Below are 14,066 nucleotides of genomic sequence, written 5' to 3' on the forward strand. Positions count from 1 at the left end.
TACGGAACAAGATAATTCAATGTCCGGGCATTTTTGTCACCTGCAATTGTCATGATACCGGGCCTGTGTCAGTCAGTTTTGGGTCCAACACGTTAAGGAAGTTAGTTATGGGAAACCAGGATGTAGTAAAAACCCGCCATAAAGAGACATCACTGCTGATGCCGTTAATTGCGGTTGGCGTGTTGTTTTTTTGGGGATCAACCACCAACTTAACTGCAATAATCGGCATTAACATGCTTGCCCTTGCAGGTATCCTGTTTAGTGCATTTAGTGTTGTACGCCATGCTGATGTGCTGGCGCATCGTCTGGGTGAACCTTTGGGTTCGCTGATCCTGACGTTATCTGTTGTTATTCTGGAAGTCAGCCTGATATCCGCGTTAATGGCTACAGGAGACGCTGCGCCAACGCTCATGCGGGATACGCTCTATTCCATCATCATGATTGTTACGGGTGGGCTGGTCGGTTTTTCCCTGCTGCTAGGCGGGAATAAATTTGCTACCCAACATGTAAACCTGTATGGCATTAAGCAGTATTTGATGGCGATACTCCCCCTTGCCGTCATTGTTCTTATCTTTCCTGCTGCATTACCCGGCGGTGACTTTACCACTGGCCAGATGCTCATCATTGCGTTAATCTCGGCAGCAATGTATGGCATTTTTTTACTGATCCAGACCCGCACACACCAGAGCCTGTTTGTCTATGAACACGAAGATGACAGTGACGATGATGATCCGCATCACGGTAAACCCTCTGCGCACAGTAATATCTGGCATGCCTGCTGGCTGCTCGTTCACCTGATTGCAGTTATTTCAGTCACCAAACTGAACGCCGTTCCTTTGGAAGGATTACTGACTCATCTGAATGCCCCTGTGGCTTTTACCGGTTTTTTAGTCGCGCTGTTGATTTTGTCGCCTGAAGGGCTTGGTGCTATCAAAGCGGTGCTGAATAACCAGGTTCAGCGGGCGATGAATTTGTTCTTTGGCTCAGTTCTGGCAACTATTTCTCTGACAGTGCCAACAGTAACGATCATTTCTCTGCTCACTGGCCACGCACTGACTTTCGCCCTCGGGTTGCCAGAAATTGTGGTGATGTCCACGGTGCTGGTGTTATGCCAGGTATCTTTCTCTACCGGGCGAACCAATGTGCTGAATGGCTCCGCGTATTTAGCGCTATTTTTAACCTATTTGATGACTATTTTCGCCTGAACATTCCCCGATAAAAAAACCCCGCCGGCAGGTGCTGTTGCGGGGTTTTATTTTGGATTTGAGCAGAACTTAGTTGCTGGTATCGAGTTCCGGGAAGCTTTTCACCAGATCGTCAATCGCTTTCATCTGCACCAGGAACGGTTCCAGTTTATCCAGCGGTAACGCTGACGGGCCATCACAGCGTGCATGTTCCGGATCCGGGTGCGCTTCAATAAACAGGCCAGCAATACCTGTCGCCATGCCAGCACGAGCCAGTTCAGTAACCTGTGCGCGGCGGCCACTTGATGCTGCACCAAACGGGTCACGGCATTGCAATGCGTGCGTCACATCAAAAATTACCGGTGAATTGCCAGAAACTTTCTTCATAACACCAAAGCCCAGCATATCAACAACCAGGTTGTCGTAGCCAAAGTTACTGCCACGATCACAAAGAATTACGTTTTCATTCCCGCCTTCACGGAATTTCTCAACGATGTTTCCCATTTGCCCCGGGCTGATAAACTGCGGCTTTTTCACATTAATTACTGCACCTGTTTTCGCCATTGCTTCAACCAGGTCGGTCTGGCGCGCCAGGAATGCCGGAAGCTGTATTACATCGACAACTTCTGATACCGGTTGAGCCTGTTGTGGCTCATGCACATCCGTAATGATTTTCACACCAAATGCAGCTTTCAGCTCCTGGAAAATTTTCATCCCTTCGTCAAGCCCGGGACCACGATATGAGTTAATGGATGAGCGGTTAGCCTTGTCGAATGACGCTTTAAAAACGTAAGGGATACCCAGCTTTTCGGTAACCTTGACGTAGTATTCACAAATACGCATCGCCAGATCACGGGATTCAAGCACATTCATGCCACCAAACAAGACAAATGGCAGATCATTCGCCACACTGATGTCACCAATGTTAACCACTTTTTGCTTCATATCTTCGCCTTATTGAAGGTTTAAGCCACAGCATGAACGTTAATGCAACGTCACTTGCTTGTGGGAAAGAGTATTTATTTGAGCGCGGATCATCTCGCTTACCGGGTCTTCAGGGCACTGTTCAACAAAATAGTTCAAATCGTTAAGTGCTATATGCTCACAATCAAGTTGTGCATAAATCAGCCCCCGGTCACGAATTTCATACGGGTCTTCCGGGTTGAACTGCAATAACACTTCGCTGGCCCTGAGTGCCAAAATCAGTTGCTGCTCTTCCATCAACGCAGTTTTCAGCGTGTAGAGCATTTTATTAATAACCTGCACATTATCCGCTTCGGTAAGGTCATCTTCGAATAATTGCGCCATGGGGCTGATGTTACCTTTAAGCCAGACATCCAGGGTATGCCGGTCCAGATGTTCACCGTTAAAGGGGTTAATCAGCATCATATCGCCGTCCATCCAGTCAGCCCGCAAGATAAGTTGAGTTGGGAACACAACCGGCATCAAAGGCAGAGCGAGTTGCTCAGCAAGCCATAGCAAAATCGCCCCCAGCGCCACCGCACTCCCCTGCCTGTTTTTCAGGACATTATCCAGCCACAATGCGTCTGACAGCCGATAAACACCGCCTGCATCTTTAAAGCCCCACTCACCGTAAAACAGAGCAAGCAATTTTTCCATTTGCCGATCGGCATCCCAGCCCATGCTAATTTCTTCGCGCGCCTGGCTAACCAGTGTATCGAGTTGTTGCTGAACTTCCCATGACGGAAAATCATCGCGTATTAATTGAGAAATCAGAATCATACCATCACATAACGAGGCGTGATTAAACTCGAAATTGTCTAACAACTTCATAATATCCCCAGCAGTGGTACTTGAGTGGTGGCAATTCGGAAAATGATATAAAGCACCACCAGTGCCAGCAAAAATGCAAACCAGCGAACCTGCGGGTTGCGTGGCCCACGGCCTAACGCAATAAACCCTAAAACAATGTAAATGATAACGCCAAATAGCTTTTCAGTCAGCCATGCGCCTTGTGGGGTAAATGGGTAGAGATGCTTTAGCAGCATGAGCGCCACACCGCTTGCCAGTAGTAAAGTATCGTTTACATGCGGAACAATACGCACCCAACGCTTACCCATAACCGGAGCATTGCTGTGTAACCACCAGTAACGCAGTACAAACAGCCCAACAGAAATACATAAAGTAATAATATGCACCCGTAACACGACCAGCTCAGCCATTATTATTCCTCCGGCATACTGTAGCGCCCAAGAGTCAGGCGGTCGTTATTCCCATAATCTTTGACAGTTTCGACCTGGTTATAGCCTGCAGCACAGAACAACGCACGCACTGATTCCCCCTGCTTCCATCCATGTTCGAGTAATAACCAACCACCGGGGGTAAGGACGCCCCGGGCCTGCGACACCAGCTCAGCTAAATCAGAAAGCCCATTCTCTTTGGCTACCAATGCGCTGCGCGGCTCAAAACGCACATCGCCCTGCCCGAGATGTTCATCTGTTTCATCAATATAAGGGGGATTACTGACTACCAGACTGAACCGTTGTGAACTGACTGCGGAAAGCCAGTTGCTTTGCAAAAACTGGGCATTGGAAATGCCTGAACGGGCAGCGTTACGCCGGGCGAGTTCCACCGCTTCCGGAATCAAATCAACACCCGTGACCTGGCAGTCAGGGCGTTCACTGGCAATTGCCAGCGCAATCGCGCCAGTTCCTGTTCCTGCATCCAAAATCTGGCATGCTTCTGCCGGTATGCGCGCCAAAGCCTGCTCGACCAGGCATTCGGTATCCGGCCGCGGTATCAGCGTGTGTGGCGAAACATAAAGTGGTAGCGACCAGAACTCACGCTCACCCAGGATATAAGCAACGGGCTCGCCATTTTTTCGTCGGGCCAGCAATGTTTCAGCCTGATGGTACTGTTCCGGGCTTAGTTCAGTTTCACCAAACGCCAGCAAAAAGGTGCGCCCTTTGCCCGTTACATGACTGAGTAATATTTCCGCATCACGCCGCGGGCTGTCGCTGTCACAGAGATGCTCAGCCGCATGGGCCAGCCATTCACTAAAATCCATTATTCCAGCTCAGACAGTGCAGCAAGCTGGTCTGCCTGGTATTCCTGAATCACAGGCTCGATCAGCATATCCAGCTTACCTTCCATCACTTCGTCCAGACGATAAAGAGTGAGGTTGATTCGGTGATCGGTCACCCTTCCCTGAGGGAAATTATAGGTCCGGTTACGGTCAGAGCGATCACCTGTTCCCAACAAGTTACGCCGGGTTGTCGCTTCTACCTGTTGTCGGCGGGACTCTTCCTGTGCACGAATCCTCGCGCCCAAAACAGACAGCGCTTTCGCTTTGTTTTTATGTTGGGAACGTTCGTCCTGACATTCCACCACAATCCCTGTCGGTAAGTGAGTGATACGGATCGCGGAATCAGTGGTGTTAACATGTTGCCCACCCGCTCCGGAGGAGCGGAAAGTATCAATACGTAAATCAGCAGGGTTGATATCTGGCATTTCTGCTTCGGGCAACTCCGGCATAACCGCAACGGTACAGGCAGAAGTGTGAATTCGCCCCTGAGATTCTGTAGCCGGCACACGCTGCACACGATGACCACCGGACTCAAATTTCAAACGCCCATACACTCCGTCACCACTCACCCGGGCAATCACTTCTTTATACCCACCATGTTCACCGTCGTTGGAACTCATTATCTCAACCTGCCAACGGCGAGATTCTGCATAGCGGCTGTACATACGGAATAAATCACCAGCAAAAATCGCTGCTTCATCACCACCTGTCCCTGCGCGCACTTCCACAAAAGCGCTACGTTCATCGTCGGGGTCTTTAGGCAACAGCAATAACTGAAGTTGTTGCTCCAGGCTTTCCTGCATCTTGCGCGCCTGGTCCAATTCTTCCTGCGCCATTTCGCGCATTTCCGGGTCACTCAGCAGGCTCTCTGCGGTTTCAATATCTTCTGCGTTTTGCTGCCATTGCTGGAAACAACGCGATACATCAGCCAGTTGAGCATATTCACGCGACAGTGCGCGAAAACGCTCCTGATCCGCGATAGTCGCAGCATCACCCAGCAACGCCTGAACTTCTTCATGGCGCTCGTACAGGGCTTCCAGTTTGGCAACAATAGAGGGCTTCATGGATTGAAGATTACCTTTGTAAAAAGAGAAATGGGAAAAGAACTAATCCAGCCCGAGGCTGTTGCGCAGGAGTTGCAGGCGTTCTTCATCGCCATCACGGGCGGCCTGCTGTAAAGCTTTTGTTGGGGTATGGATCAGTTTTTGTGTCAGTTTACGGGCAAGATCCTGAATGACAGCATTCGCATCTTCGCCCTGAGCCAGAGCAGCAAGTGCGCGTTCAGCCAGATCATCGCGAACATGCTCAGCATGAGCACGGAAATCCCGAATCGTTTCTGTCGCGCTCTGCGCACGCAGCCATGACATAAACTCGCCTGTTTCCTGGGTAACAATGGCTTCAGCCTGCTGCGCTGCTGCCTGGCGTTGAGCCATATTATGCTCAATGATGGACTGAAGGTCGTCCACACTATAGAGATAAGCATTAGGCACATTGCTGACTTCTGGTTCGACATCCCGCGGTACAGCAATGTCAACCAGCAATACTGGCTGATTACGGCGTTTTTTCATCGCCCGTTCAACCATTCCTTTGCCAATAATAGGTAAAGGACTGGCAGTGGAACTGATAATGATATCGGCCTGATATAACCGCTCATCGACATCACCAAGGGTGATAACCTCTGCACCCACTTCCTGGGCAAGCAGTTGTGCCCTTTCCCGGGTGCGGTTCGCGATTATCATCTGTTTGACTTTATGTTCACGCAAATGCCTTGCGACCAGCTCGATGGTTTCGCCCGCTCCCACCAACATCACGGTGACAGAAGAGAGTGACTCAAAAATTTGCCGGGCAAGCGTACAGGCAGCAAAAGCGACAGAGACTGCACTGGCGCCGATTTCTGTCTCAGTGCGAACACGTTTTGCCACCGAAAACGACTTCTGGAACATTCTTTCCAGCTCGCCAGACACAGAGTGTTCACGTTGTGAATCTGCGAACGCTTTTTTAACCTGACCAAGAATCTGTGGTTCACCTAAAACCAGGGAATCCAGGCCACTGGCAACCCGCATTAAATGGCTGACTGCATCGTTATCTTTATGCCAGTACAGGCTTTGGCGAACATCAGCTTCATCCAGTTGATGGTAATCACACAGCCAGCGCACCAGTTGCTCTTGCAGGTCGCTTTGCTCTTCAACACTCAAATACAATTCAGTACGGTTGCACGTTGATAACACCACGCCACCCTGTACCTTAGGCTGCGCAAGCAAGCTATTAAGCGCATGATCAAGGGTCTCTGGCGTGAACGAAACACGTTCCCGCAAAGAGACTGGGGCTGTTTTATGGTTAATACCTAACGCTAATAGAGTCATTTCTGGCGAGTAGTACCGACATCACTATGGATTTCTGGATGCATCATACAATATGCGTCATATCAATTAAAGTAAGCTACCGCTTTCGGAGTAATAGATAATTTTATGATTTATGACAACTTGCCCATAGACGCTATGGCCTGTGGGCGATAGCATGCGTGCAACTGACCATAAAAGGGATGTCATTGTGATAACTTTTTCTTCTGCCCGGCTGTTACGCCTGGTCCCACTTGCCAGCCTGATGCTGACTGCCTGTGCACTTAACTCACCAAAACAACCGGGTAAAAGCCCGAACTCCCCACAGTGGGTTCAACGTGAAAGTGCAATTAAAGCGGTGACGCAATACCAGACCCGCGGCGCTTTTGCTTTTCTTACTGAGCAACAAAAGGTCTATGCGCGTTTTTTCTGGCAACAGACTGGCGCAGATAAATACCGCCTGTTGCTTACTAACCCACTTGGCAGCACAGAGCTGGAGCTGGATGCACAACCAGGTCAGGTGATTCTGGTTGATAACAAAGGCAAACGTTATGTTTCTGATAACGCCGAAGAGATGATTGAAAAACTGACAGGTATGTCGATTCCGCTGCAAAGCCTGCGCCAGTGGATGGTTGGGCTACCAGGCGATGCTACCGATTATACACTGGACGGGCAGTATCAGTTAGACACGCTCAATTACACAGTTAATGGCAAAACCTGGCACGTCACTTATTCCGGTTACAATACGAAAGTTACTCCTTCGATGCCCGACAATATGGAGTTAACCAATGGTGACCAGCGCATCAAGTTGAAAATGGATAACTGGATTATTAAATGACAACGTTGTGGCCAGCACCCGCTAAACTGAATTTATTTCTCTACATTACTGGTCGCCGGGCTGATGGTTACCACAACCTGCAGACTCTGTTCCAGTTTCTGGATTATGGCGATACGGTTGAAGTAACTCTGACGGACAATGGTCAGATACAGTTACAAACACAGGTAGCTGGCGTACCCGAAGAAGAGAACCTGCTGGTGCGGGCCGGTCGTTTATTGCACAGCTACGCACTGAGCAAAGGACAGATTGCAGCGTCCTGTGGGGCGTTATTGTCAATTGATAAGAAACTCCCGATGGGCGGCGGCCTTGGTGGTGGTTCATCTGATGCTGCGACAGTTTTGGTTGCACTGAATGCGCTCTGGCAAGCCAGTCTCACTGAAGATGAATTGGCCGCACTGGGTTTGCAATTAGGTGCAGACGTGCCTGTGTTTGTGCGTGGGCACGCAGCCTTCGCCGAAGGCGTGGGCGAGCAACTCACGCCTGCCACACCTGCTGAAAAATGGTATTTAGTGATTCACCCTGGCGTGAGCATATCCACACCATTGATTTTTACTGATCCGGATCTGCCCAGAAATACACCAGTAAGGTCTCTGGAAACGTTACTAAAATGTGAATTCAAGAATGATTGCGAAGTTATCGCAAGAAAACGTTTTCGCGAGGTTGATAGAGCGCTTTCCTGGCTGTTAGAATACGCGCCGTCGCGCCTGACTGGTACCGGTGCATGTGTTTATGCTGAATTTAACACAGAAGCGGAAGCCCGTCAGGTTCTTGAGCAAGCCCCGCAATGGTTACAGGGTTTTGTGGCTAAAGGGCAAAATCTTTCGCCGCTCCTTCGCAGCCTTCGGGGAATCTGAGTGCAGGTGACAACGTCACCCTTGTTCCAGACGTTGCATGCTGCGCTTAATTAATACACCGGATGGTGAAAAAACGGCCCCCATTAGTTACTTTCGCCATCCCACACTGGACGCATGCCTGAGGTTCTTCTCGTGCCTGATATGAAGCTTTTTGCTGGTAACGCCACACCGGAACTAGCACAACGTATTGCCAACCGCCTGTATACTTCTCTCGGTGACGCAGCTGTAGGTCGTTTTAGCGACGGCGAAGTAAGTGTACAAATTAACGAAAATGTTCGCGGTGGTGATATTTTCATCATCCAGTCCACTTGTGCTCCCACCAACGATAATCTGATGGAGCTGGTTGTCATGGTTGACGCCCTGCGTCGTGCATCTGCAGGCCGTATTACCGCCGTGATCCCCTACTTCGGATATGCCCGTCAGGATCGTCGCGTGCGCTCCGCTCGTGTTCCTATTACAGCAAAAGTTGTTGCTGACTTCCTCTCCAGCGTTGGTGTTGACCGTGTTCTGACTGTCGACCTGCATGCCGAACAAATCCAGGGTTTCTTTGATGTCCCGGTTGATAACGTTTTCGGTAGCCCGATTCTGCTCGAAGATATGCTGCAACTGGAACTGGATAACCCCATCGTGGTTTCTCCGGATATCGGCGGCGTAGTGCGTGCCAGAGCCATTGCCAAACTGCTGAACGATACCGACATGGCGATTATCGACAAGCGTCGCCCTCGCGCTAACGTTTCTCAGGTAATGCATATCATTGGTGATGTTGCTGGCCGTGACTGCGTACTGGTAGATGACATGATCGATACTGGTGGCACCCTGTGTAAAGCGGCTGAAGCACTGAAAGAACGTGGTGCAAAACGTGTTTTTGCCTATGCCACTCACCCGATTTTCTCAGGTAACGCTGTAACTAACCTGAAGAATTCCGTCATTGATGAAGTGGTAGTGTGCGATACCATTCCTCTTGCTCCGGAAATTAAAGCACTGCCAAACGTGCGTACTCTTACGCTGTCTGGCATGCTGGCTGAGGCTATTCGCCGTATCAGCAATGAAGAATCAATTTCTGCAATGTTTGAACATTGATAGCATAATTTACGAAAAACCCGCTCAGGCGGGTTTTTTTTGTTACCAACTCAATTTGTAATACTAATTGCCTCCTTCACTGGTTTGACCACCTTGTGATGCGCATCTGGGTGCTGGATTGTGAAACGATCAATTTTTTCTCACCTTATGCCGTTCTATGCATTAAAAGAAGCTTGCCTGCAGCAAAAGTACACACTGGCACGTTTTTACCGTGATCTGATAGCTGGTCTGACAGTTGGCATAATAGCCATACCATTATCTATGGCCCTCGCCATTGGCAGTGGCGTTGCTCCGCAATACGGTTTATATACTTCAGCAATTGCCGGTATTGTAATTGCTATTACAGGAGGGTCGCGGTTTAGTGTCTCCGGCCCAACTGCAGCATTTGTTGTTATCCTCTACCCGGTATCACAGCAATTTGGTCTGGCTGGGTTATTGATTGCTACCATGCTCTCCGGGGTCTTCCTGATACTATTTGGGCTGGCTCGTTTTGGTCGGCTTATTGAATACATCCCGCTACCGGTTACACTGGGTTTCACTTCAGGTATCGCCATCACCATTGCCACCATGCAAATCAAAGATTTTTTTGGTTTAACAGTGGTCCATGTCCCTGAACATTACCTGAATAAACTCTTCGCACTGATAACTGCACTTCCTACCCTCAACTGGGGCGATACTCTGCCAGGAATTGTCACACTGGGTACGCTAATTATGTGGCCTCGCTTAGGGATCCGCTTCCCCAGCCATTTACCTGCACTGGTTGCCGGGTGTGCAGTAATGGCAGTGGTTAAAATGATGGGTGGAGATGTGGCAACAATCGGGTCACGCTTTCACTATCTGTTACCCGATGGCAGCCACGGAAATGGTATTCCGCAGGTTTTACCTCAACTAATGCTTCCCTGGACTCTGCCTGGCAGCAGTTTTACCCTCTCCTGGTCTACCGTTCAGGCCTTATTACCTGCCGCATTCTCTATGGCAATGCTGGGTGCTATTGAATCCTTACTGTGCGCCGTTGTGCTCGATGGTATGACCAGCACCAAACATAATGCCAACAGTGAATTACTTGGACAGGGCTTCGGCAACGTGATTGCGCCATTTTTCGGGGGAATTACTGCAACAGCAGCTATAGCCCGCTCTGCCGCCAATGTGCGCGCCGGGGCAACCTCACCTGTTGCAGCAATTATCCACGCAATCCTGGTTTTACTGGCAATTTTACTGCTCGCCCCCTGGCTTTCCTGGCTGCCACTGGCTTCAATGGCCGCGTTGCTACTGATAGTTGCCTGGAATATGAGTGAAGCCCATAAAGTCATTAACTTATTCCGCCGCGCTCCGCCGGATGACATTATCGTGATGTTGCTGTGTATGTCGTTGACAGTATTGTTCGATATGGTTATTGCCATCAGCGTGGGTATTGTGCTCGCATCTTTATTGTTTATGCGGCGCATAGCACAAATGACTCGTCTGGCACCCGTTGCTCAGCCGCTGCCAGAAAACGTCCTGGCAACCCGCATTACAGGCCCGTTATTCTTCGCTGCCGCAGACGGCATTTTTGAGCAACTGGTTGGGCAAATAGCAGGCAAACGCGTGGTTGTACTGAACTGGCATGGTGTCACCTTACTGGATGCCGGCGGGCTCGCTGCTCTTGAGCGTTTTATCAACCGCCTGCCGGAAGGCACTGAGTTACGTATTTGCGAACTGGGCTTTCAGCCATTACGAACACTGGCCCGGGCGGGAGTAAAACCCATCGCTGGCAAGCTCACATTCTTCCCCAGTTTTGAAGATGCAATAAAAGATATCCTGCAAACTCAATGAGGTAATAAAACAGTACGCCCCAGCCGGGAACCCGGCTGGGGCGCAAAATAAGAAGATGAAAGCGATTCAGCTGTGGCGATGCTGTTTACGCTGGCAACGCTTATCGAAGTGGCGAACCCACCAGTAACGGTCAGCAACCGCCTCATGTCCACTCACTCGCGCACCAACCAACCAAAGTATGGCACCCGCGAATATACCAAAGATAGCGCCATGACCCAGCATCTCAGAAATATTCAGTTGAGGTAACTGATTCAGGACAGACAAACCAACCCCGGCAACCATCACCACGAGACCAAACCCCATTAAAAAATTGCCGAGTAACGAAGCGTTTTTACGTTTCATATGTCACCTCCGGTAAAAAGTGGTTCGGTGGGGCTCCCCCCTCCTTTGATTAAAGTATAAGCAAAACATTCTGGCGCAGTGTGCGTACAGGATCACAATAATGGCGTTAACATGACATTCTTTTACAAATAACTATTTGAATAAATGTATTTTATAATGGTTACCCCTATGAATTATTCCTTTTTAGCCCTGTTATTTCACCCTGAGAACAGTACCTGACTGCGCAATAAAAACAGTCCTTGGTACAAAACAGCAATTCCTGATCGTGCTTTGTCATCTCCGTGCCGACCCGCTAAAATACAGCGCACTTATTTAATGCAGGAAGATGCATGTGGCTATTAAGTTAATTGTAGGGCTGGCGAACCCTGGCGCGGAATACGCCGCGACCCGCCATAATGCTGGCGCATGGTATGTTGATTCACTCGCACAACGTCATAACCAGTCTCTGAAAGATGACCCGAAGTTTTTTGGTTATTCTGCCCGTATTCAGGTTAATGGGAGTGATGTCCGGTTGCTGGTTCCTACTACATTTATGAACCTGAGCGGCAAATCAGTGCTGGCGATGGCGAGCTTTTATCGCATTATGCCGGATGAAATTCTGGTTGCACATGATGAACTTGACCTGCCGCCCGGTGTGGCGAAATTTAAAACAGGTGGCGGCCATGGCGGTCATAACGGGCTGAAAGATATCATTAGTAAACTGGGGAATAACCCTGGATTTCACCGCTTGCGAGTGGGTATTGGCCACCCTGGCGATAAAAATAAAGTCACCGGTTTTGTACTGGGGAAACCACCATTATCTGAGCAACAAGCAATTGATGCGGCTATTGATGAAGCCGTACGTTGCACCGATATTTTATTCAAAGATGGTCTTACCCTGGCAACAAACCGCCTGCATGCCTTCAAAGGCTAGTTATTTGTCACACTCTGGTGCGGTTGAGCGGATTTCTTGCTGGCCGCGCCGCACATGCAATTGCCGCCCTTACATGGCGCTTTGTGTGTATAATAGCTATCAGACTATTTTATACTTCATCAGGTTAATTATAACCCTTTGATTTAAGTGATTAAGGTGATCTAAACCATGGGATTCAAATGCGGTATTGTCGGCTTGCCGAACGTGGGTAAGTCCACATTGTTCAACGCACTCACTAAAGCGGGAATTGAAGCCGCAAACTTTCCGTTTTGCACCATTGAGCCAAACACTGGTGTTGTGCCCATGCCAGACCCACGCCTGGATAAACTGGCAGAAATTGTTAAACCACAACGAATTTTGCCCACCACGATGGAATTCGTTGATATTGCCGGCCTGGTTAAAGGCGCATCTAAAGGTGAAGGCCTTGGTAACCAGTTCCTGACGAATATTCGTGAGACTGAAGCGATTGGCCACGTTGTGCGTTGTTTTGAAAACGACAACATCATTCATGTGAACAATAAAGTTGACCCGGCTGACGACATTGACGTTATTAATACTGAGCTGGCGTTGTCTGATCTGGATACTTGCGAGCGCGCCATTCATCGCGTTCAGAAAAAAGCCAAAGGCGGTGACAAAGACGCTAAAGCTGAACTGGCTGCGTTGGAAAAATGCCTGCCACAGCTGGAAAATGCTGGCATGTTGCGTGCACTCAAAACACTGACAGATGAAGACAAAGCGGCTATCAAATACCTGAGCTTCCTGACGCTTAAGCCGACGATGTATATCGCCAACGTCAACGAAGATGGTTTTGAAAACAATCCGTATCTGGACACAGTGAAAGAAATAGCAGCTGCTGAAGGCTCTGTCGTGGTTGCCGTATGTGCTTCTGTCGAATCAGATATCGCTGAGCTGGATGATGCAGACCGTGACGAATTTATGGCTGAACTGGGCCTTGAAGAACCCGGCCTGAACCGTGTAATTCGTGCAGGTTATGAACTGCTTAACCTGCAAACCTACTTCACTGCTGGTGTGAAAGAAGTCCGGGCCTGGACTATCCCTGTTGGTGCCACCGCACCGCAAGCTGCGGGTAAAATCCATACCGACTTCGAAAAAGGCTTTATCCGCGCACAAACTATCGCTTATGAAGACTTTATAACCTATAAGGGTGAACAGGGTGCGAAAGAAGCCGGTAAGATGCGTGCTGAAGGGAAAGACTATATTGTTAAAGATGGCGATATTATGAACTTCCTGTTCAACGTCTAAATAAGCTTTGTTGTCTCATGAGATGTCAGAACATCTCATGAAGCTCACAAAACCCGCTAGAATCCACGCAATTGCGTGGATTTTTATTTTTATGAAGGCTCATGAATCTTGCTACAGCGCAGTTAAAAACGGCAGAATTACCTGCCAGAGTATTGCCAGGCACCAATTTAACAAACAAGTAATAGTGCGCCTCCATAACCGACCAACTTCTCAGTATGTTTTGCTCAAGCTGACCGCTATGGCTCTTCACCAACGCTACAGTGTTTACTACTCATGCGACCCTGTGAACTGATGATTTCAGGAACAATGGAATCATAATTCATGTACACACGTTGGTGGGCAATAAAGCTATTATTTGAGTATTGTTGATCAGGTGATGTTGATAGCAACCAGCA

The 14,066-nt window shown here is 49.1% G+C and carries 14 protein-coding genes; 7 read left to right on the forward strand and 7 right to left on the reverse strand.

Features of this window, described 5'->3' with window-relative positions:
• The first annotated feature begins 107 nt into the window (after window positions 1–107).
• On the forward strand, window positions 108–1,205 hold the full coding sequence (gene chaA / locus MPHASIOC01_RS07195; protein ID WP_353614264.1) for a sodium-potassium/proton antiporter ChaA: 1,098 nt from the start codon (window positions 108–110) through the stop codon (window positions 1,203–1,205).
• Between the two features lie 69 nt (window positions 1,206–1,274).
• Here chaA and kdsA read toward each other — a convergent pair whose 3' ends face one another.
• Genes kdsA through hemA form a run of 6 tightly spaced genes read right to left on the reverse strand, consistent with a single transcriptional unit; the run spans window position 1,275 to window position 6,593 of the window.
• Window positions 1,275–2,129 carry a 3-deoxy-8-phosphooctulonate synthase gene (gene kdsA / locus MPHASIOC01_RS07200; protein WP_064593994.1) on the reverse strand — a complete coding sequence of 285 codons (855 nt, stop codon included), beginning with the start codon at window positions 2,127–2,129 and terminating at the stop codon, window positions 1,275–1,277.
• A 39-nt stretch (window positions 2,130–2,168) separates the two neighbouring features.
• Window positions 2,169–2,978: an invasion regulator SirB1 gene (gene sirB1, locus MPHASIOC01_RS07205; RefSeq protein WP_353614265.1), complete on the reverse strand. Its 810-nt coding sequence runs from the start codon at window positions 2,976–2,978 to the stop codon at window positions 2,169–2,171.
• Complete coding sequence (locus tag MPHASIOC01_RS07210; protein WP_064593999.1) at window positions 2,975–3,367, reverse strand: SirB2 family protein; 393 nt, start codon at window positions 3,365–3,367, stop codon at window positions 2,975–2,977. Before MPHASIOC01_RS07210 ends, sirB1 begins: the two co-directional genes overlap by 4 nt.
• Before the next feature lie 2 nt (window positions 3,368–3,369).
• Window positions 3,370–4,212: a peptide chain release factor N(5)-glutamine methyltransferase gene (prmC, locus tag MPHASIOC01_RS07215; RefSeq protein WP_353614266.1), complete on the reverse strand. Its 843-nt coding sequence runs from the start codon at window positions 4,210–4,212 to the stop codon at window positions 3,370–3,372.
• Window positions 4,212–5,294 carry a peptide chain release factor 1 gene (gene prfA / locus MPHASIOC01_RS07220; protein ID WP_353614267.1) on the reverse strand — a complete coding sequence of 361 codons (1,083 nt, stop codon included), beginning with the start codon at window positions 5,292–5,294 and terminating at the stop codon, window positions 4,212–4,214. The genes prmC and prfA overlap by 1 nt, the downstream gene beginning before the upstream one ends.
• 42 nt (window positions 5,295–5,336) lie before the next feature.
• Window positions 5,337–6,593, reverse strand: a complete 1,257-nt coding sequence (gene hemA, locus MPHASIOC01_RS07225) for a glutamyl-tRNA reductase (RefSeq protein WP_064594005.1) — start codon at window positions 6,591–6,593, stop codon at window positions 5,337–5,339.
• Window positions 6,594–6,783: 190 nt separating this feature from the next.
• On the opposite strand from hemA, the gene lolB reads away from it, so the two are divergent.
• The 4 genes from lolB to dauA all read left to right on the forward strand — a co-directional run bounded on the left by lolB (window position 6,784) and on the right by dauA (window position 11,153).
• Window positions 6,784–7,407, forward strand: a complete 624-nt coding sequence (gene lolB, locus MPHASIOC01_RS07230; protein WP_269448058.1) for a lipoprotein insertase outer membrane protein LolB — start codon at window positions 6,784–6,786, stop codon at window positions 7,405–7,407.
• Window positions 7,404–8,261, forward strand: coding sequence for a 4-(cytidine 5'-diphospho)-2-C-methyl-D-erythritol kinase (ispE, locus tag MPHASIOC01_RS07235; protein WP_353614268.1), 858 nt, complete (start codon window positions 7,404–7,406; stop codon window positions 8,259–8,261). Before lolB ends, ispE begins: the two co-directional genes overlap by 4 nt.
• 132 nt (window positions 8,262–8,393) lie before the next feature.
• Complete coding sequence (gene prs, locus MPHASIOC01_RS07240; RefSeq protein ID WP_146211492.1) at window positions 8,394–9,341, forward strand: ribose-phosphate diphosphokinase; 948 nt, start codon at window positions 8,394–8,396, stop codon at window positions 9,339–9,341.
• Window positions 9,342–9,488: 147 nt separating this feature from the next.
• Window positions 9,489–11,153, forward strand: a complete 1,665-nt coding sequence (gene dauA / locus MPHASIOC01_RS07245) for a C4-dicarboxylic acid transporter DauA (RefSeq protein ID WP_353614904.1) — start codon at window positions 9,489–9,491, stop codon at window positions 11,151–11,153.
• Between the two features lie 66 nt (window positions 11,154–11,219).
• Here the strand turns inward: dauA and ychH are convergent, their stop codons facing one another.
• Window positions 11,220–11,495, reverse strand: a complete 276-nt coding sequence (gene ychH, locus MPHASIOC01_RS07250) for a stress-induced protein YchH (RefSeq protein WP_064594016.1) — start codon at window positions 11,493–11,495, stop codon at window positions 11,220–11,222.
• 331 nt (window positions 11,496–11,826) lie between these two features.
• Between ychH and pth the strand changes: the two genes are divergently transcribed.
• Window positions 11,827–12,408, forward strand: coding sequence for an aminoacyl-tRNA hydrolase (gene pth / locus MPHASIOC01_RS07255; protein ID WP_064595445.1), 582 nt, complete (start codon window positions 11,827–11,829; stop codon window positions 12,406–12,408).
• Between the two features lie 168 nt (window positions 12,409–12,576).
• Complete coding sequence (gene ychF, locus MPHASIOC01_RS07260; RefSeq protein WP_064594018.1) at window positions 12,577–13,671, forward strand: redox-regulated ATPase YchF; 1,095 nt, start codon at window positions 12,577–12,579, stop codon at window positions 13,669–13,671.
• The last annotated feature ends 395 nt before the right edge of the window (window positions 13,672–14,066 follow it).

Source organism: Mangrovibacter phragmitis (assembly GCF_040429585.1).
GTDB lineage: Bacteria > Pseudomonadota > Gammaproteobacteria > Enterobacterales > Enterobacteriaceae > Mangrovibacter > Mangrovibacter phragmitis.